General features: G+C 31.0%; 21 protein-coding genes. 12 read left to right on the top strand and 9 right to left on the bottom strand.

The genetic code is table 11. From position 1 onward, the window contains the following. Positions 1–133: 133 nt before the first annotated feature. Genes OS191_RS04975 through OS191_RS04965 form a run of 3 tightly spaced genes read left to right on the top strand, consistent with a single transcriptional unit; the run spans position 134 to position 3,035 of the window. Positions 134–1,189, top strand: coding sequence for an ABC transporter substrate-binding protein (locus tag OS191_RS04975; protein WP_416236382.1), 1,056 nt, complete (start codon positions 134–136; stop codon positions 1,187–1,189). Beyond that, positions 1,190–2,218: a FecCD family ABC transporter permease gene (locus tag OS191_RS04970; RefSeq protein ID WP_267154612.1), complete on the top strand. Its 1,029-nt coding sequence runs from the start codon at positions 1,190–1,192 to the stop codon at positions 2,216–2,218. A gap of 22 nt (positions 2,219–2,240) precedes the next feature. Continuing rightward, positions 2,241–3,035 (top strand): ABC transporter ATP-binding protein, encoded by a 795-nt coding sequence (locus OS191_RS04965; protein WP_267154611.1) that lies wholly within the window; start codon positions 2,241–2,243, stop codon positions 3,033–3,035. Positions 3,036–3,076: 41 nt separating this feature from the next. On the opposite strand, the gene OS191_RS04960 is transcribed toward OS191_RS04965, so the two are convergent. Next, positions 3,077–3,835 carry a hypothetical protein gene (locus OS191_RS04960; RefSeq protein WP_267154610.1) on the bottom strand — a complete coding sequence of 253 codons (759 nt, stop codon included), beginning with the start codon at positions 3,833–3,835 and terminating at the stop codon, positions 3,077–3,079. Between the two features lie 472 nt (positions 3,836–4,307). On the opposite strand from OS191_RS04960, the gene OS191_RS04955 reads away from it, so the two are divergent. From OS191_RS04955 to OS191_RS04930, 6 genes are all read left to right on the top strand, one after another. Then, on the top strand, positions 4,308–5,819 hold the full coding sequence (locus OS191_RS04955) for a reverse transcriptase domain-containing protein (RefSeq protein ID WP_267154609.1): 1,512 nt from the start codon (positions 4,308–4,310) through the stop codon (positions 5,817–5,819). Positions 5,820–5,876: 57 nt separating this feature from the next. Beyond that, the gene (locus OS191_RS04950) at positions 5,877–7,205 is read left to right on the top strand and encodes a DNA recombination protein RmuC (protein ID WP_267154608.1); all 1,329 of its coding nucleotides are present in this window, start codon (positions 5,877–5,879) and stop codon (positions 7,203–7,205) included. 15 nt (positions 7,206–7,220) lie between these two features. Beyond that, positions 7,221–7,589: a DUF8785 domain-containing protein gene (locus OS191_RS04945; RefSeq protein ID WP_267154607.1), complete on the top strand. Its 369-nt coding sequence runs from the start codon at positions 7,221–7,223 to the stop codon at positions 7,587–7,589. Further along, on the top strand, positions 7,590–8,135 hold the full coding sequence (locus tag OS191_RS04940; protein ID WP_267154606.1) for an acyl-CoA thioesterase: 546 nt from the start codon (positions 7,590–7,592) through the stop codon (positions 8,133–8,135). A 189-nt stretch (positions 8,136–8,324) separates the two neighbouring features. Further along, the gene (locus OS191_RS04935) at positions 8,325–8,939 is read left to right on the top strand and encodes a transcriptional regulator (RefSeq protein WP_267154605.1); all 615 of its coding nucleotides are present in this window, start codon (positions 8,325–8,327) and stop codon (positions 8,937–8,939) included. After that, complete coding sequence (locus OS191_RS04930) at positions 8,936–9,640, top strand: DUF3307 domain-containing protein (RefSeq protein WP_267154604.1); 705 nt, start codon at positions 8,936–8,938, stop codon at positions 9,638–9,640. Before OS191_RS04935 ends, OS191_RS04930 begins: the two co-directional genes overlap by 4 nt. Positions 9,641–9,693: 53 nt before the next feature. On the opposite strand, the gene OS191_RS04925 is transcribed toward OS191_RS04930, so the two are convergent. The 4 genes from OS191_RS04925 to rpmH all read right to left on the bottom strand — a co-directional run bounded on the left by OS191_RS04925 (position 9,694) and on the right by rpmH (position 14,196). After that, positions 9,694–10,467, bottom strand: a complete 774-nt coding sequence (locus OS191_RS04925) for a T9SS type A sorting domain-containing protein (RefSeq protein WP_267154603.1) — start codon at positions 10,465–10,467, stop codon at positions 9,694–9,696. A 5-nt stretch (positions 10,468–10,472) separates the two neighbouring features. Then, entirely contained in the window at positions 10,473–10,997 is a 525-nt protein-coding gene (locus tag OS191_RS04920; RefSeq protein ID WP_267154602.1) for an ankyrin repeat domain-containing protein, read from the bottom strand. Between the two features lie 73 nt (positions 10,998–11,070). Then, complete coding sequence (carB, locus tag OS191_RS04915) at positions 11,071–13,923, bottom strand: carbamoyl-phosphate synthase large subunit (RefSeq protein WP_267154601.1); 2,853 nt, start codon at positions 13,921–13,923, stop codon at positions 11,071–11,073. 111 nt (positions 13,924–14,034) lie between these two features. Next, a complete protein-coding gene (gene rpmH, locus OS191_RS04910; RefSeq protein ID WP_148454643.1) occupies positions 14,035–14,196 on the bottom strand; it encodes a 50S ribosomal protein L34 in 162 nt (53 codons plus the stop codon). Between the two features lie 170 nt (positions 14,197–14,366). On the opposite strand from rpmH, the gene OS191_RS04905 reads away from it, so the two are divergent. Together OS191_RS04905 and OS191_RS04900 are read left to right on the top strand one after the other, a co-directional pair. After that, positions 14,367–15,263, top strand: coding sequence for a DUF6263 family protein (locus OS191_RS04905; protein WP_267154600.1), 897 nt, complete (start codon positions 14,367–14,369; stop codon positions 15,261–15,263). Continuing rightward, positions 15,253–15,825, top strand: a complete 573-nt coding sequence (locus tag OS191_RS04900) for a tetratricopeptide repeat protein (protein ID WP_267154599.1) — start codon at positions 15,253–15,255, stop codon at positions 15,823–15,825. The genes OS191_RS04905 and OS191_RS04900 overlap by 11 nt, the downstream gene beginning before the upstream one ends. Positions 15,826–15,895: 70 nt before the next feature. Here OS191_RS04900 and OS191_RS04895 read toward each other — a convergent pair whose 3' ends face one another. Both OS191_RS04895 and OS191_RS04890 read right to left on the bottom strand, forming a co-directional pair. Continuing rightward, positions 15,896–16,825, bottom strand: a complete 930-nt coding sequence (locus tag OS191_RS04895) for a lytic transglycosylase domain-containing protein (protein WP_267154598.1) — start codon at positions 16,823–16,825, stop codon at positions 15,896–15,898. Between the two features lie 42 nt (positions 16,826–16,867). Further along, positions 16,868–17,542 (bottom strand): alpha/beta fold hydrolase, encoded by a 675-nt coding sequence (locus tag OS191_RS04890; protein ID WP_267154597.1) that lies wholly within the window; start codon positions 17,540–17,542, stop codon positions 16,868–16,870. 120 nt (positions 17,543–17,662) lie between these two features. On the opposite strand from OS191_RS04890, the gene OS191_RS04885 reads away from it, so the two are divergent. Further along, positions 17,663–17,959 carry an N-acetyltransferase gene (locus OS191_RS04885; RefSeq protein ID WP_267154596.1) on the top strand — a complete coding sequence of 99 codons (297 nt, stop codon included), beginning with the start codon at positions 17,663–17,665 and terminating at the stop codon, positions 17,957–17,959. Between the two features lie 64 nt (positions 17,960–18,023). On the opposite strand, the gene mtaB is transcribed toward OS191_RS04885, so the two are convergent. Further along, positions 18,024–19,349 carry a tRNA (N(6)-L-threonylcarbamoyladenosine(37)-C(2))-methylthiotransferase MtaB gene (gene mtaB, locus OS191_RS04880; RefSeq protein ID WP_267154595.1) on the bottom strand — a complete coding sequence of 442 codons (1,326 nt, stop codon included), beginning with the start codon at positions 19,347–19,349 and terminating at the stop codon, positions 18,024–18,026. 197 nt (positions 19,350–19,546) lie between these two features. Continuing rightward, positions 19,547–20,365 carry a T9SS type A sorting domain-containing protein gene (locus OS191_RS04875; protein ID WP_267154594.1) on the bottom strand — a complete coding sequence of 273 codons (819 nt, stop codon included), beginning with the start codon at positions 20,363–20,365 and terminating at the stop codon, positions 19,547–19,549. Positions 20,366–20,404 lie beyond the last annotated feature (39 nt).

The following is a 20,404-nucleotide window of genomic DNA, read 5'->3' as shown; positions in this document are numbered from 1 at the left end:
TTTAAAACTTTGACATTCTTAGAAAGTTACAAATGTTACATAAATTATGATTTCTAGATATTTTTTAATTGGTCTTTTTTTTCTACTTTTTAATTGCAAAGACAAAGAAACCCGTCCTTCTCTAAAACTAGATGTGGCAAAGACAGAATTAGCCCATGCCAAAGGTTTCGAGATAAAACACCACGAGAATTTTACGAGCTTAATTATAAAAAGTCCTTGGCCAGAATCTAAAAAAACATATCATTATGCTTTGGTGCATAAAAACATGGCTTCAAAAGTCACCTTAAACAAAGATAATTTCGATGGTATAATTACTGTTCCTATTGAAAAAATGGTGGTTACTTCCACCACGCATATTCCAGCTTTAGAACTTTTAGAAGTAGAAAATACGCTTATAGGTTTTCCTGGTACCGACTATATTTCTTCAGAAAAAACAAGAGCCAGAGTTGATAATGATTCCATTAGAGAATTGGGTAAAAACGAAGGTATAAATACCGAAGTTTTATTAGAAATACGTCCGGATGTTGTTATTGGCTTTGGCATGGACAATAACAATAAATCTTTCGATAATATTAAAAAAGCTGGAATTCCTGTGATTTATAATGGCGACTGGGTGGAACACTCTCCCTTAGCAAAAGCCGAATGGATCAAGTTTTTTGGTGTGTTATATAATAAAAGAACAGAAGCTGATTCTATTTATAATACTATTGAAAAAAATTATTTAGAGGCAAAAGCTTTAGCTTCAGACGCAAAAAACAAGCCCTCCGTTTTAAGTGGTGCCATGCACAAAGACATGTGGTATTTGCCAAATGGCACAAGTACCGAAGCTCAGATTTTAAAAGATGCTCATGTAGATTATCTATGGAGTGAAACTGAAGGCGTTGGCAGTTTATCTTTAAACTTTGAAGTGGTTTTTGAAAAAGCCAAGAATGCGCAATTATGGATCAACCCATCGTATTACACTTCTTATGAAGCACTAGAAAAAGCCAATCCGCATTATACAAAATTTGAAGCCTTTAAAAATAAAAACATGTACACTTTTGCCAATACAAAAGGAGCTACCGGAGGCGTTTTGTATTACGAATTGGGTATCGCCAGACCAGATTTAGTTTTAAAAGACATTATTAAAGTTTGTCATCCAGAACTATTAGAAAATTACACACCCTATTTTTTTAAACCTTTAGAGTAATTGCCAAAAACAAATACATATACTTTTTCTTTTATAGCATTAATCATTTTATTGATTATATGTTTTTTTATGAATATTAGTTTGGGTTCTGTTTCCATTCCAAATTGGGCTATTTTTAAAAGTTTCTTTGGAACCTTAGAACATGAATCTTGGTCATACATTATTCAGGATTACAGACTTCCAAAAGCATTAGCAGCAATTTTGGTGGGCTCTGGTTTAGGAATTTCAGGCTTATTAATGCAAACCTTATTCCGAAACCCCTTAGCCGGACCATTTGTGTTGGGTATTAGTTCTGGAGCTAGTTTAGGAGTCGCATTAGTTATATTAGGCGCTGGTATATTTGGTGGTGTTTTTGCCTCTTTATTAATCTCTAAATGGAGTATTGTTATTGCTGCCAGCTTAGGCAGTTTTTTAGTATTACTTGCTGTTTTAGTGGTTTCATCTAGAGTAAAAGACACCATGGCTATTTTAATTATCGGACTCATGTTTGGAAGCATTACGGCTGCAGTGGTAAGTGTCCTTTCCTATTTTAGTTCTGCCGAACAATTACAACAATACATTTTTTGGGGCTTTGGAAGTTTAGGAAATCTATCTTGGAGCGAACTCCTTATATTTTTTATTATTTATAGCTTCGGAATTTGTCTAAGCATCATCTCCATAAAAGGTCTAAACACCTTACTTTTAGGAGAAAACTATGCAAAAAGTCTGGGATTAAACATCAAACAAAGTCGTTTTATAATTATTATAGCAACTAGTTTATTAGCAGGAACTATCACGGCTTTTGCCGGACCTATTGCTTTTATAGGTTTGGCAATTCCACATATTACAAGACAAGTTTTTAATACCTCCAATCATAAAATATTATTACCGGCAGTGTTTTTATTTGGGGCTATTATCATGCTAATTTGCGATATTATTGCACAAGTACCAGCAAGCGATTATACCTTACCTATAAATGCCATTACCTCTTTAATTGGAGCTCCGGTAGTTATTTGGCTATTGGTAAGAAAACGTAAAATGATTTTTTAAATTATAGATTAAGACTGAATTAGTGTCAGAAAACAAAGAACATATCATTCTAGAAACAGAAAACCTTAATATTGGTTATAAAACCAAAAAGAAGGAATCTGTAATAGCATCAAAAATCAATATTCAACTACAAAAAGGAGAACTTATTGGTTTGGTTGGTGCCAATGGAATTGGTAAATCTACGTTATTACGAACTTTAACAAATGTTCAAGATGCGTTAAGCGGTCATGTTTATATCAATGAAAAATTGCTTTCTATCTACAGTTCCGAAGAACTTGCAAAATCCATGAGTCTGGTTTTAACAGATCCCATTGCTTCAAAAAACTTATCGGTTTTCGAACTGGTGGCATTAGGAAGACATCCATACACCAATTGGGTTGGGAATTTAACTACCGAAGACATCAACATTGTTAATCAGGCTTTAGTTCACACAAATATTGAAACTTTAAAGCATAAAAAATGTTTTGAATTAAGCGATGGGCAACTTCAAAAAGTATTGATTGCTCGTGCTTTAGCTCAAGATACAGATTTAATTATTCTCGATGAGCCAACCACGCATCTAGATATGTACCACAAAGCTTATATTTTAAAATTGCTTCAAAAATTAGTGAAAGAGACAGGGAAAACCATCCTATTTTCTTCGCATGAAATAGATTTAGCTATTCAGCTCTGCGATAAAATGATAGTTATGACTCCCGAAAAAGTGGTTACAGATCAACCTTGTAATTTAATTTCAGAAGGAACTTTTAATACGCTTTTTCCCAAAGATTTAATTGTTTTCGATGAAACAACTGGGAGTTTTAGGGTGAAGAAATGATTTTTTCATGCTAAACTTGATTTATATCTCAAATTAAATATTTAAGATTTTAAATCTTTTTTATCTAGTTCAAGATTATGTGGGACTAAAGTTATAAATGGTTGGACATCTATTAAGCTTTTCATTGGTAAATATTGTTCACTAAATTTCATTTGATGAGAATTAAACCATTTTACCTTATATAGTATTTTGGAAATTATTTTTTTCTTATTTCCATTTGGATAAAATAAATCTTCTCCTAATTCTTCTTTATAGCCACATAAAACAAACTCTGGTGTTGAATAATTAACAACATATTGAAAAGTTTCTCTTTTTTCAATAATCGGCTCATCATTTTCTTTTTTTATTGATTCATTTTTAACAGAACTTCTTTTTTTAAGAATTTCAAGTTTTTTTGTTTTAAAATATACAATGTTTCCATATTTATAACTAGAATCTTTATACTTACAAACTTCATCTATTACACTTTCATAATCAGAATCCTCTTCATTTTTTTCTCCATCCATCCTAGAAATATAAAATTTTTCAAAACCCATTAGCATGGATTCATAAACAATTACTTCATTGAATTCGCTTTTATTATCATCAAAAAACAAACATGTATATTTTATTCGTTCCCCTATAGTTTTACCATTATTAGTATCTACTACTTTCTTTTTTTTATCTTCAAAGTACACTTCTTTTACTACCATAAATGGCGGCACCAATTTTCCATCACCTTTTATAAACCTATCATATAATAATGGATGTGTTTTAAAAGTAACTATATCTCCTATTCCAAATCGATTCTTTAAGCTCATTCTAATATTTCTTTTTCTTAAATATAGGAATAATGCTATATTTACATCAAAGTAAGGAAGTTCTTTAGATAAAAGGGATAAAACATTTGTTGAACTGCTGTATTGATTTTTAAATCAATCACTTAATCCGACCTTTTTTAATTAAAAGGGATAATAAATATGGCGATTAGGAAAGTTGTAAATTTCTTTAAATAAACAAACATTTATCGATAAATATGTGTTTATTGAAAGAAACATAAGTATTAATTCAAGTAATTTATAAAGCTTTAGGGACTTCACCCAGAAGTATTTGATTATTTCAATCATTTGTATTGCTATTAGGATTATATTTAACACCTGTGCATCTATTTGCAAAGGTACGTACAAGGTCAGCGTGAGTCGAGAATTTGGCTAATGGTTCAATCCTTTATTAAGGTGTAAGTTTTATTCTGTTATAAATACGTGCGAGAACTTCTCTTACTTTTATTTTAATATGAGAAAACAAAAAGATTGGTTTAAAGACAGAGGTTATCCCCATTTTACTAATAAGACACCAATGGCTATTAGAAAAAATGTAAAACGCTATGTTGCCAATCAAAAAAAAATTTCCCAGCATTCCTTTTCTCCATTAATTTTTAAAGAAATAAAACAAAGACGCTATAAATTATCTGACTTTAATGGTTTCGAAAGGCGATCACATAAAAAAAATAAAAATGGAAAGGTCGTCTCAAATACAAAAATTAGAGAAATACTCTATGCAACACATATAGACGCTCATATTTACTCTTATTACACACAGCAAGTTATTACACCTCAATACGAAGCACACTTACAACAAAACTCTGTGCTTTCTAACTCTATAACTGCTTACAGACAAATTGAAACTGATGATAAGCTAAAATTTAAAAACAATGTTCATTTTGCTAAAGAGGTATTTAATGAAATAAAACGAAGGGAAAATTGTGTTGCATTAGTTTTAGACATTGAAAACTTCTTTCCTAGTCTTAATCATAAAAAACTAAAATTAGCGTGGGCAAAAGTATTAGGTAACAAAACCTTACCAAAAGATCATTTTAATCTATTTAAAGCAACTACAAGATTTTCTTACGTAAGACTGAAAGATCTGAAAACTAAAAATTGTCATTTCGATGAAAAAGAATTATCTCAACTAAAAAAAGAAGGTAAATACACGTTTTTTAATAGTATAAAAGATTTAATTGACTCTGACATAATTATTCATAAAAATCAAAAGAAAGATGAATCAGGTATGTTAATGGGAATTCCACAAGGTCTACCTATTAGTGCTATTTTGGCTAATATCTACATGCTAGATTTTGATAAAGCAGTTGTTAAAGAATTAGTGCAAAAATACAACGTTTTTTATAGAAGATATTCTGATGATATAGTAATGCTATGTGATGAAAGTCAAATTAAACTAGTGGAAGATTTTGTTGAAAAAGAGATTATTGAAAATAAACTAAAAGTATCAATAGAAAAAACTGAAAGAACATTATTTAAGTTCAACAAAAGAAAGCTACAATGCTATAAAATCGAAAATGACAGAAGTTTAAAAGAGAACATTCCTTTAAACTATTTGGGCTTTGAATTTTACGGTTATCAAACTTTAATTAAATCTAAAAACCTTGCTAAGTTTTATAGAGAAATGAAGCAAACGGTTAAACGAAAACATAAAAGAGTTGAAACAATAAAAGAAAAACATCTTTTAGATGAGGCTCCAATTTTTAAAAGAAAGTTATACAGACTTTTTAGTTATAAAGGAGAGAAATCAAGAATGCTCCCTACAAAAAGAACAGTTTTTATTAATAGAAAAGCAAAGACCAAATATTTTGAAAGAAAATTTAGAGGTAATTATTTAAGATATGCTTATAGGGCTTCAGATGAAATGGAGGCTCCAGAAATAAAAAGACAATTACGCAATCATTGGAAAATACTTCAAAATACAATGAAGAAGTACGATTTTTCAAATGTTAAAAAAGATTTATAATCAAAAAATTATAGTTCTTATAATTTCTTACTTTTACACTAATACATATAAAAAATTATGACCGATAACCTTATTCTCATTGTAGCCATTCTTATTGCTGGTGGTATTGGTGCCTATCTTGGTATGGCTTTTACAAAACTTAAAACTAAAGGTGAAAAAAGCACACTCGAAGAACGTCAGAATCAATTAAACCTAGCTATAACCGATTTAAAAACCACAATTTCTAAGATTGAAGTTGAACGCAATGACATTCGCAACGAGAAAGACTTATTAAATTCTGAATTAACCAAACGCAATACCGAATACGAAAATTTAGAGAAGCAACTTTTAAAACGCGATGAAGAAATTGCACTCCAACAAGAGCAATTACGCAAAGATTTTGAACTTCTAGCTACAAAGATTTTAGATGAAAAATCTGAAAAATTTACACTTCAGAATAAAGAAAATATCAAACAAATATTAAACCCACTACAAGAAAAAATTCAAGTTTTTGAAAAGAAAGTTGAAGACACTCAAAAGGAAAGCATTAGCATGCATTCTGCTTTAAAAGAGCAATTATTAGGCTTAAAAGACTTAAATCAGCAAATGACTAAAGAAGCCACCAACCTTACCAGAGCTTTAAAAGGCGATAGTAAAATGCAAGGAAATTGGGGAGAATTGGTGCTAGAACGTGTTCTTGAAAAATCAGGCTTAGAAAAAGATCGCGAGTATTTTGTACAACAAAGCTTTACCCGCGAAGATGGTTCTCGCGTACTTCCAGATGTGGTTTTACACTTGCCAGATAATAAGCGCATGATTATTGATAGTAAAGTATCGTTAACAGATTACGAACGCCTGGTAAATGCTGAAGATGACGAAAGAGCTTTGTGGTTAAAGGCGCATGTAAACTCTATTAAGAGGCATGTGGATCAGCTTTCTGAAAAGAAATACGAGGATTTATACGATATAGAATCTCCTGATTTCGTCCTGATGTTTATACCTATTGAACCTGCATTTGCTGTGGCTATAAACGAAGATAATACGCTTTACAATAAAGCTTTTGAGAAAAATATTGTTATTGTAACTCCAGCCACTTTATTAGCTACTTTACGTACTGTTGATACCATGTGGAATAACGAAAAACAACAAAGAAATGCCTTAGAGATTGCCAAACAAGCTGGGGCACTTTATGATAAATTTGAAGGCCTGGTAATTGATTTAACCGGGGTTGGCAAAAAAATTGATGCTGCAAAAACGGATTATTCGGCAGCCATGAATAAATTGGTTGAAGGAAGAGGAAACATTATTGGCCGTGTTGAAAAACTAAAAAAAATGGGAGCTAAAGCAAAAAAATCACTTCCGGAAGCTATAATAAAACGTGCTCAAATTCAAGATGACGAAGAGTAGAAAAACGATAACATTATGAAAAAATTTCTTATTAAATTTTTAGTCGTATTTATATTGGTTTTAGCTGCTTATGCTGCCTTTATTTATTTTGCTACCTATAGTAAAGGAATTAGAGCCGGAGAATTAGTTAAGTTTAGCAACAAAGGTGTTATAATAAAAACCTGGGAAGGAGAAATAAGCCAGGGAGTTTCGGAAGGACAACTGTTTGAGTTCTCTGTACAAGACAAAGAAAAGGAGGTCATTCAAAATTTAAAGGATTATCAAGGTAAATACGTAAAACTTCACTATTTTGAACGTTATAATAAGATATTTTGGTTAGGAGACACAAAGTTTTTTATAACCAAAGTTGAAGAAGATACCGAACGTAATAACAGACGCTTTTAAATGAGAGATACTTTTAAACCAGCAGCATATTCCCGAATTTCCATTTCTGAATTAATGAAACCCTCCCACTCCAATTTTAATGGAAAAATACATGGAGGGTATCTTCTTAATTTAATGGATCAAATTGCTTTTGCTTGCGCATCCAAACATTCGGAAGCCTATTGTGTGACAGCTTCTGTAGATACGGTAGATTTTTTAAATCCTATAGAAATTGGAGAATTATTAACTATGAAAGCTTCTATAAATTACGTTGGAAACACATCTATGGTGGTTGGAATTCGCGTGATTTCGGAAAATATTATAACAGGAAAAGTTAAGCATTGCAACTCATCGTATTTTACAATGGTGGCAAAGAGTGATGATAATAAATCTGTTTCAGTTCCTGGATTAATTTTAACGACTCAAGTTGAAATTAGACGTTTTTTAAAAGCTATTGAACTTATAAAAACTAAAAACTCAAGACATAAAGAGTTTAATCAAAAGACTTTCTCAGCAACAGATTACCTGCATGTACTAGAACCATATAAGGTAAAAGTGGAATTATAAACACTTCTATTCCTTTGGTTTTAAGAACAAATATTTAATTTTCTTTAAAATATATTTGCATTTACCATAAAACGAACTATCTTTATTATCACTTAATAAGGTGATATTTGACAATATCCTTTAATAACGTGATAATTAATATTATCATGTAATAAGGTGATAATATTAGAATGCAATTAATTAGAAGAAATGACAAGTGTAATAACAGGAGACATCATAAAGTCTCGAAGTGTAAACAATCCGGAGCTTTGGCTACAGACCTTAAAATCTGCCTTGACCACTATAGAAGCAGACAAGTCTTTATGGGAAATTTACAGAGGAGATAGTTTTCAAATAGAAATAAAGGATATTAATAAAAGTTTTGAAGCTGCCATCTATCTTAAAGCTAGCATAAAAACTATTAAAGAGTTAGATGTTAGACTTGCCATTGGCATTGGATCTAAGACATATTCTGGAAAACAGATTACAGAATCTCAGGGTGAAGCATTTCAACATTCAGGGGAAACTTTAGAAACTTTAAAAAAAGAGAAACAGAATCTCAAAATAAAAACCTCTAACAAACAGTTAAACAAGGAGCTAAATCTTTATTTTAGATTAGCTTTATTAAGCATGGATAGCTGGACGGTGAATTCTGCCGAAATTGTCAAATTAAGCTTAGAAAATCCTAATGCCATTCAAGAAGACTTAGGTAAACTTTTAGGAATTAATCAGAATACCATTAGCAGAAGACAAAAACGAGCTAATTTGGACGAAATTCTAGAATTGAACAGGATGTATCAACAAAAAATAACAGAAGAATTATGATGCTTTTAATCAAGCTTTTTTTGGCACATTTAATTGGCGACTTTGTTTTTCAGACTAAAAAATCGATAAAACAGAAAGAGAGATTAAAACTAAAATCTCCCGCTTTATATATTCATATTGCCATTCATTTTGTTTTATTAATACTCTTGCTTTGGGATATTACATTATGGCCAATTATTCTAACTATCACTATTTCTCACTTTATAATAGATGTTTTAAAACTAAAATTTCAGAAGAAAAAAACAAAGCGTTTATGGTTCTTTTTAGACCAATTGCTTCATATAATCATGATTTTTGTGGCGTACTTCCTCTTTACAGATAACAGTCTTGAAGTCTCGACCATTTTTACGGAAACAAATGTACTGCTTCTTACCTGTGTGCTTTTTCTAACCCAGCCTGTTTCTATAATCATGATGACTATTTTTAGCAAATGGAACATTGATAAGTTAACAACTGGCAACGAGTCTTTAAAAGATGCCGGTAGATATATTGGGATGTTAGAGCGCTTGTTGGTGTTTATATTTATAATTTCAGATCATTGGGAAGCTGTTGGATTTTTAATAACAGCAAAGTCGGTATTTAGGTTTGGAGATTTAAAAGAAAGTAAGCATAGAAAGTTAACCGAATATATTTTAATAGGAACGCTAATTAGCTTTGGAATTGCCATTCTTACTGGAATACTCTTTCTTAAATTGATATAAACAAAAAACCATCAAATTTATTGATAGTTTATATATACGTTTAAAAAAGTATTTTATTGTTTTACAAAACGTTTTGTTACTACTTGGTTATCTTGAGAAATTCTCACTAAATATACCCCAGAATGCCAATTAGACACATTAATAGAGTTTGTTAGAGAATTTAAGGTATTAGCATATGTTTTATTTCCAAGAATGTCATATACTTCAATGGTTGTCGCTTTATCTAAAACTGATAAGTTAATATTTAAACGTGTTTTTCCCGGATTAGGATAAACAGTTAAATCTGGCATATTAAAATTAGAGGTACCTAAAACAAAAGACTGCCTTGTAGCTCCTCTAGTATCGCCATGCCAACCTAATGAATAAGTAGAACTAGCTTCGAAAGACCAAACCAAATCTATAGAAGTAGCGGTAGTAGAAAAAACATAATCATCTGGATTTCCGGTATCTGGCAACCTTGTAGCCACAATATTCCTTTGACCATCAGTTGTCGTATTGGAAACTATAGTCCAATCTTGTTGTGCATCTAAAACGGGTTCTGCGCCAATTCCTAAAAAGGATCTATCGGTAAGTTTAAATGTGCCATCATTTAACCATATAACTACATCTCCTCCGGAAGTCATACTCATATTATCAAATCCTAAGCCCAGATATTTATTATCGGGACCATTAAGGGTTAGTGTTACAAGTGAAGGGTTAACATCTATTTGAGCAGAGTAAAAATAATCGCCATCATTGATAAATTCTACAAGTCCTGTAGTATATGTTTGACTATAAGAAAAGGAAGTTATTAAAATAGTTAATAGGGAAAAAGTAATTTTTTTCATATATTTTATTTTTGTACCAAAAGTTCAATAATTGTGGTATTTGAATCCATTAATGCATAATCTAAAGCTGTTTTATCTCGACTATCTTTTAAAGAGCTATCTGCTTTTGCATCAATTAATAACGCAATAATAGTTTCATTTTTATTTAAAACTGCGTAATGTAAAGGTGTGGTGTTATTAACATCGGAAATATTAGGGTTTGCTCCATGTTCCAACAAAACTTTAGTTAATGGTACGTGATTTCTAAAAACAGTAGCCATTAAAGGCGTACCATACTTACTGTCTCCATTAATATCTTTCACCTGTTTTATTAGAAACAAAGCAACAGCTTCATTTCCATTATAGCAGGCTAAAGTTAAAGGCATAAACCCTTTATCGTTTACAGAATTAATAGTATCAGAATTAATAGCCATTAAAGCTTTAACCTCTTCTACAGATCCAGAGCGTGCAACATTAAAAATGTCATTTTGAGAATAAACAATAAGAGATGCAAAAAAACATCCAATCAATAAAACACACTTAAGACTCATCAAAAAATTTAATTACTGAGCTAAAGTAGTAATTATTAACAAAATAACAGACCTGTTTTTATGAATAAAATTATTATTTACTTAGATACATCTTACGTCTGGAGTATAAATTATAGAAATCGTCGTCTTTTAAACTATCAATAAATAAAATACTTTCTCCAGTACTTTTCATTTCTGGACCTAATTGTTTATTCACATTATGGAACTTATTAAAAGAGAAAACGGGTTGCTTAATGGCATAACCTTTTAACTGTGGATTAAAGTTGAAATCGGTTATCTTTTTCTCTCCCAACATAACTTTTGTAGCATAATTAACATAAGGTTCTCCATAAGCCTTAGAAATAAATGGCACCGTTCTAGAAGCTCTAGGATTAGCTTCTATAATATAAACGATATCATCTTTTATAGCAAATTGAATGTTGATTAATCCAACGGTATTTAATGAAAGGGCAATTTTTTTAGTATGATCTTTTATTTGTTGCATAACAAATTCACCTAAATTAAATGGCGGTAAGGTTGCATTACTATCTCCTGAATGGATTCCACAAGGTTCAATATGCTCCATAATACCAATGATGTACACATTTTCTCCATCGCAGATAGCATCTGCTTCAGCTTCAATAGCTCCATCGAGATAATGGTCCAATAATAATTTATTTCCAGGCATTTGTCTTAATAAATCAACAACATGCTCTTCTAATTCTTGCTTATTAATTACAATCTTCATGCCTTGACCTCCTAAAACATAAGATGGTCGAACGAGTATTGGAAAATCTAAAACATCTGCAATGGCAGCAGCTTCATCTGCAGTAGTTGCAATATCAAATTGAGGATAAGGAATATTATTTTCTTTAAGCAAGTTTGAAAAAAGACCTCTATCTTCTGCTAAATCAAGCGATTGATAGGTAGTTCCAATAATTTTTATTCCGTACCTATCTAACTTTTCGGCAAGCTTTAAAGCTGTTTGCCCTCCAAGTTGCACAATAACACCCTCTGGTTTTTCGTGCTTAATAATGTCGTAGATATGTTCCCAAAAAACAGGCTCAAAATATAATTTATCTGCTGTATCAAAGTCTGTAGAGACCGTTTCAGGGTTACAATTAATCATGATGGTTTCATAACCGCACTCTGCAGCAGCCAGGACTCCATGAACACAACAATAATCGAACTCAATTCCTTGTCCAATTCTATTTGGGCCAGAACCTAAAACAATAATTTTCTTTTTATCTGAAACAACACTTTCGTTATCAGAATAACGTTTCCCATTGGCAGTTTCCATATTGTTCTCGAATGTAGAGTAATAATATGGTGTTTGCGCTTTAAATTCTGCAGCACAGGTATCAACCAGTTTATAAACACGTTTAATACCAAGCTCTTCACGCTTTTTATAGACTTGACTCTCTAAACATTTAAGCATATGAGCAATTTGTCTATCTCCATAACCTTTTTGTTTTGCTTCAAGTAATAAGTCGTAATCTAATGTTTCAATAGAATAATTTGAAATCTCTTTTTCAAGATGGTGTAATTCTTCATATTGCTTTAAGAACCACATGTCTATTTTTGTAATTTCATGTATTCTACTTAAAGGAATCCCCATTTGAATTGCATCGTGAATAACAAACACACGATCCCAACTAGCATGAGTTAACTTACTGATTATCTGGTCGTAATTTGTATATTCTTTACCATCTGCCCCTAAACCATTTCGTTTAATTTCTAAAGATTGGGTTGCTTTATGGAGTGCCTCTTGAAATGAACGCCCAATTCCCATAACTTCTCCTACAGATTTCATTTGAAGACCTAATGTTCTATCACTTCCTTCAAATTTATCGAAATTCCAACGTGGAATTTTTACAATCACATAATCTAAAGTCGGTTCAAATAAGGCTGAAGTAGATTTTGTAATCTGATTGTCTAACTCATCTAAATGATACCCAATAGCTAATTTTGCAGCAATTTTTGCTATTGGATAACCAGAAGCTTTAGAAGCTAAAGCCGAAGAACGAGAAACTCTTGGATTAATTTCTATAGCAATAATATTTTCCTCATCATCTGGACTAACAGCAAACTGTACATTACATCCTCCTGCAAAATCTCCAATACTTCGCATCATGTGGATGGCCATATCTCTCATTCTCTGATATGTTCTATCACTTAATGTCATTGCTGGAGCAACCGTTATAGAATCTCCAGTATGGATTCCCATGGGATCCATATTTTCAATGGTACAGATTATTACGACATTATCATTTTTATCTCTTAACAGCTCTAATTCGTACTCTTTCCAACCAATAAGAGCCTTGTCTATCATAACTTCATGAATTGGAGAAATTTCTAAACCTCGAGTCAATAACTCATCAAATTCTTCCTCTTTATAAACAATAGAAGCTCCTGCCCCTCCAAGCGTAAATGATGCACGTATTACTAATGGAAAGCCAAATTCCTGTGCAATTTCTTTTCCTTTTAAATAAGAAGTAGCTGTTGCCTGAGGTGCCATTGGCACTCCAATTTTAATCATTAACTCTCTAAACTTCTCTCTATCTTCAGTAATATTAATGGCGTCTATATCAACTCCAATTATATCTACATTAAAATCTTCCCAAATGCCCTTTTCATCTGCTTCAATACATAAATTTAAAGCTGTTTGCCCTCCCATTGTAGGTAAAACAGCATCTATTTGTGGATGTTCTTTTAGTATTTTAATTAGTGATTTTGTAGTAAGAGGCAACAAATAAACATGATCTGCCATAGAAGGATCTGTCATGATTGTTGCAGGATTGGAATTAATTAAAATAGTTTCAATTCCATCCTCTCTTAAGGATCTTAAGGCCTGGGTTCCAGAATAATCGAATTCACATGCTTGACCGATTACTATTGGTCCAGAACCAATAATTAAAATAGATTTAAGGTTTGAATTTTTAGGCATTTTCTTAGTAATGTATTGTTATAATTGTGTTTGCAAAAATAGTGAATAGTAGATATAAAAAAAGGCGTTACCGTTAAGTAACACCTTTAATATATTAACAATTGTTAATCATTATTTTTTATGTCTTGCTTCAGAAGATACAGATATTTTCTTTCTACCTTTTGCTCTTCTACGAGCTAGTACTTTTCTACCATTGGCAGAAGCCATTCTTTCTCTAAAGCCATGTTTATTCTTTCTCTTTCTTTTTGACGGCTGAAATGTTCTTTTACTCATTACTTATATCTTTAAAAATCTTCTTAATATTATCTAAATAATATGTTTTGGCCTTAATCCAAAACTGAGCGCAAATATACAAACCCTTTTTTATTTGACAAACCTTATTTTAAAAATATTTTTTCAATAAAAATTTAGTTTCTTTGCATTGCCAAAACAAAGCTAATAAAATGAACCCTTTTGTTGCCAAAATAACTATATTTTTTCTAGTTGTTTCTAATCTTGTCTTCTCACAAAACACATTAGAATACAACCTTAACATAGGTGACAATCTGAATGTTACACAGATTTCGACACAACAAATTACTCAAGACATGAATGGTTCTAAACATGAAATGTCTAACAATTTAGAATGTGATTTTAATTTAATTGTAACGGCAAAAACTGATAGTTCATATCTCATAAATTTTAAATTTATGAGGTTTAAATTACAAACAACATCAAATATTTATGGAATTTTGATGGATGTGGACACTAAAATGGAGAGTAAAGAAGGAGATTTTGAATCGAAAATGTTCTCTGGCTTAACAAATTCTGTTTTAAAAATTGAAATGCTTAAAACAGGAAAAATTCTTAAAGTTTCTGGAACAGAAGCCATGATAAAAAAAATGGTTGACAATGCAGGTATAAAAGATGAGTTTACAAGAGAACTTACCATAGAGGCTTTAAAAGAAGAATATGGGAATGAAAGTCTATCTAGAAGTTTTGAACAAATGACGTATTACTATCCAAAGAAAAAAGTTTCTGTTAACGACCATTGGACAAACAATTATTCGGGAGATTTATTGGCCAAAAACAATTGGACTTTGATGGAACTAGGCAAAAAAATTGTTCTAAATGCTGAAAGTCATGTGTCCTTAAATTCTGAACAAGAGTCGCAAATAATGAAACTCAATGGCACTCAAGACACTCAAATTATTGCAAATAAACAATCTGGTTTTCCTGAACTTATAACAGTAACTTCAACAACAAAAGGAACAACAGTTATAAACCAAGTGGAAGATTTAGAAATACCAACAACAATCATTTCAAAAACAACTTATAAAACAAATAAATATGTACAATAAAGTATTTAAATTAATAATTGCCGGATTAATAATTGCCTTTGGTATTTACCAATTTACAGAAGGACTTATAGGTAACGGTATCATGTATCTTTTACTATCTACAATTTTTATTTTTCTATATTTTAAAAATGAAATTATCCTTTTAGCCTTTTTACGTTTGCGTAAACAAGATTTTGCCGGAGCAAAAAAATGGTTAAATAGAATTAAAAATCCGGAAGCTGCTTTAGTGAAAAAGCAACAAGGCTATTATAATTTTCTACATGGTATTATGGTGTCTCAAGAGAATATGAATGAAGCCGAACGTTACTTCAAAAAAGCAGTTACATTAGGCCTATCCATGGATCATGATTTAGCTATGGCTAAATTAAATTTAGCAGGAATTGCGTTTAGTAAACGAAGAAAAAATGAAGCTAAAATTCTTCTAAGTGAGGCTCAAAGTCTGGACAAAAGAAATATGCTTACGGAACAAATTAAGATGATGAAAGACAATATGAAAAAAGCTCAAATGCCAAATCAACACTTTGGCGGACACAAACAGCAACGTGCCGGAAAACGCAGATAAAAGATATCTGATTCAATAAAAAAAAGCTTAACTCTTTTTTAAAAAGTTAAGCTTTTTTTTGTACTTAAATTTAAGATTTTGTTTTATAAGACCCGTCTTTGGGGATTTCAATAAAATATTGTTTTCTTGACTTATTATTTAAATGTGGCTCGCGTAGCCAAGGGTTATGAATTTTTAAAATTTTATAGTTTATTCCAAATCCTTTTGCAAAAGAAGCAAAGTCAGTAACAGCAGTATCCACTTCTACCTTGTATGTTGGTACTTCAGAATATAAATCTTTTTCTCTAAAGTTAAAACCATATTTATCTGGATGAGACAAGATTTCTTTTAAGGCTACAATTCTAAATAAGTATCTACCTGTTTCTTCTCCCAATAATAAATCGTAATAATCTGTAACATCTTGTTCTGCTAAACGTCTAGAAACTCCATAATTACCAGCATTATAAGCAGCTGCAGCCAAAGTCCAAGAGCCTAATTGCTCTTTTGATTTCTTTAAATATTCACAAGCTACTTCTGTAGATTTTTCTAAATGATAGCGTTCATCCACATTTCCGTTAATTTCCATGCCATACTCTTTGCCTGTTGCTGGCATAATTTGCCAAACACCTCTAGCTCCGGCAGGAGAAACAACATTTACTAACCCACTTTCAATAACTGCCAAGTATTTAAAATCGTCTGGAACACCATGTTTCTTTAGAATAGGCTCTATAATTGGAAAATACTTATGAGCCCTTTTAAACATTAACAAGCCATTAGACTGCCAATAGGTATTGACTAATAATTCTCTATCCATTCGTTCATGTATATCTGGATCATCTAATGGAATATCCTCCCCTGCAAAATTTAAATATTCAGGAATTTGAAGTGCATAAACATTATAATCGTTTATTAATTTTTTTTCAAAATTTTCGTCTGTTGGTGCATCTTGAAGTGCGAAAACAAAAATCATCATTAAACTGGATAACCCAATGAAAGCCAGTATATTTTTAACCCATTTCATCATATAATAGTTTTTATAAATTTAGTGAAATTACTGCAATTTTTAAGCCAAATCTTCATCTAATATTAATTTTGGTAAATTTTCATTAAACCATTTATACCTATCGATAATCATAATATGTGTCCCTCCTTTTACCGTTATGCAATCGCCTAAACAGCGATGAGGAAAAACCATATCGTTTTCACCATGAATATGAATGGCATTAGGATTCGGTTTATCTTGATCCCAACAAATAACTTGTTCAATAGCCCAATCTAAATAGTCTTTATTGGTTACTGAAAGATATTTTCTATATAAAGCAACTCGTTTTTTTATAGTATTTCCAAAAGTATATTTTGCTAATGCATCTATATTATTTACTAGACTGGTAGGCATTATTTTATAAGCTTTCGTTATTTTGGCTATTTTCATACGTTTTGAAAACTCATGCTTTGTCTTTACACTAGAAACTACAATAAGTTTTTTTAGTGTTAAATGTTTACTCATTTCCTGAACCATGATCCCACCAAAAGAGACTCCAATTAGGACAACGTTATCGTGTTTAATAAGTTCAACCATGCGTCTAGAATAATGCTCAATTGTCTCATTTTTAGAAGGTATCAACCATTCTAACATATGCATTTCAAATTGATTTTCTGGTAATTTTATGTTCTCAAAAATCGATGGACCTGCCGCCATTCCAGGAACAAAATAAACGTGTATGATATCTTGACTCATAAGCTTTTAAGTAGGTTAAAAATCATTATTACAATTATTTTTCGTAAATTTGCATTACAAAACTATTGAAAAATAGTACTGACTCCTATAAATTCCTTTTAAATAAAACACATTCTAATTATGATTGAAGCATCTGAACTTGTGGATAATGACTTTTTACGTCAGTATGAATTAAAAATTGATGATTATTTAGCTAAAATTGAATACTCTTTACAAGAAAGAAAGATTTTTTTAACCAAATTGATTATTCCAGAAGAGATATATTCTGAAAATTTCCAAAACGAATTTTTAATAACCGTTTTTAAAGATATTGAAGAGCGCAACTTAAGTGTGGTGCCTACAAGTCCTGAAATTGCCAAATTTGTTAGAAAAAACAGAAAGTACAAACGCATGTTACCTGTTGGTGTTAGGATATAATATCAACCTAATAGTGTGAAAAAAAAATCCGAAACTTCAAAAGTTTCGGATTTTTTTATTTTGTTTAACTTACTAATTCATTCAAGAACTCGAGCCTTACTAGGCCATCATCGCCAATTTCAGATAAAGAAACCTCGTGTATGGTATTTACTAATTCTGGATTCCAAGGCGCTTTTACTTTTACATAATTTTCAGTAAACCCTTGAATATAACCTTCTTTATTTTCACTTTCAAATAAAACTTTTCTTTTTGAGTCAAGCTGACTTTCATAAAATGCACGATGTTTTTTTGCAGATAACCCCCTTAGCATTTTACTTCTTTTGGCTCTCACCTTTTTAGACACCACTTGTTCCATATTTGCTGCTAAAGTATTGTCTCTTTCAGAATAGGTAAAAACATGTAAATAAGAAACATCTAGTTCATTTAAAAAATTATAGGTTTCTAGAAAAAACTCGTCTGTTTCTCCTGGAAAACCAACAATTACATCTACCCCAATGCATGCATGTGGCATAACTTCTTTTATTTTAGTTACTCGATCCACATATAACTCTTTCATATATCTTCTTCGCATAAGCTTTAATATTTCATTATTCCCACTTTGCAACGGAATATGAAAATGTGGAACAAACGTCTTGCTTTTAGCTACAAAGTCTATGGTGTCATTTTTTAACAAATTAGGTTCTATAGACGAAATGCGCAACCTTTCAATACCTTCAACTTTATCAAGTTCTTTAACAAGATCTAAGAAGGTATGCTCATGCTTTTTATCTCCAAATTCACCTTTTCCATAATCGCCAATATTAACGCCTGTAAGTACAATTTCTTTAATATTCTTTTTTGATATCTCTTCGGCATTTTTTAAAACGTTTTCTAAAGTGTCACTTCTTGAAATACCTCTTGCTAAAGGAATGGTACAATAGGTGCATTTATAATCGCAACCGTCTTGAACTTTTAAAAAAGCTCGAGTTCTATCTCCAAAGGAATAACTACCTACATAAAAATTAGCTTCTTCAATTTCGCAGGAATGTACTTCTCCAAAATCATTTTTAGATAAATCGTTAATATAATCTGTTATTTTAAATTTTTCGGTTGCTCCTAAAACTAAATCTACACCATCAATATCTGCTAATTCTTGAGGTTTTAATTGGGCATAACAACCTATAGCAGCTACAAAAGCGTCAGGATTTAATTTTTGAGCTTGCTTGACAATAGTTTTAAAACGCTTATCGGCATTTTCGGTAACTGAGCATGTGTTAATTACATATATATCTGCGGCGTCATTAAACTCGACGCGATCGAATCCTTCATCATTAAAATTTCTGGCTATAGTTGATGTTTCCGAAAAATTAAGCTTACAGCCTAAGGTATAAAATGCGACTTTTTTTCTCATAAACAATTTGTACGTTTCTGAATTAGAAACTGTTAGAAAATCAATGACTTTTAAAAGAATTTAAATGTCATGTTATTTTTTATATTTTTTTATGCAAACCTTATTTAATAAAAAGCTTGTGGTTGCAAAATTAATGAAAAAGAGCGCTTTAAATAAATAAAGCGCTCTTTTTATAAATTATTTAATAAAGTATAATTCTAACTTTTAATAATTTTTCTAGTAATATCTCCTTTATCTGTTTCTACTTTTAACAAATAAATTCCAGGATTAAGATTAGACACATCTAGTTTTCTAGCATTTTCAACTTGTAAAACAACTTGTCCTGTAATGGAATATATTTTAGCATTTTTCACTTTAATAGATTTATGCATTTCAATATTTACAACGTCCTTTACAGGGTTAGGAAAAATTGAAACACTATCCAAGCTATACTCTTCTACACTTAACAAATTTCCGGAAACTGTGATATAAAAATGTGCGTCAGGAAAACTAATCAATCCTGGAGTAGTATAATCTGTTATTGAACATGCAGCACTTTTAAGATAACAATCGGCAGTTTCATCTGCAGTTCCTCCAATAAACCAACTAGTTGTATCAGATTGAGCAACTTCAACTAGAACGTGTGTAGAGGTGGCAGGAATTGTAATTGGTGGAGAGAAACTGTAACTAACAATTGTCTCATCAGAACCTAAAGGAATTGTAACAACTTGACTTCCTAATAAAGTTCCAGGGTATCCTGTTGGAAATGAAGCGTTAGAATCATAAATATTTACTGTTACATCGAAAGTAGCTGATACAGATTGAACTCCAATCTCACCACTAGTTAATTCAAAATCAGAAGTAACACCATAACTTGCTAAATCAAACAACCTAGCTTGTTGGTTATCACCACTAGGACAAGCAACACTGTTTGAAGCAGTAATAACATTATCTGTATTCTGGGTTAATGTAATTTGTGCATTTATTGTATGAATAAATAAAGCAGTAAATAAAAATAGAATGTAATTTTTTTTCATAATTTTAAAAATTAATATTTGATTAATAACATATAAATA

It is taken from the genome of Xanthomarina sp. F2636L, from assembly GCF_026410195.1.
Taxonomy (GTDB): domain Bacteria; phylum Bacteroidota; class Bacteroidia; order Flavobacteriales; family Flavobacteriaceae; genus Xanthomarina.
The sequence above is the reverse complement of the archived record's forward strand: the minus strand, read 5'-3'. Positions and strand labels throughout refer to the sequence as shown.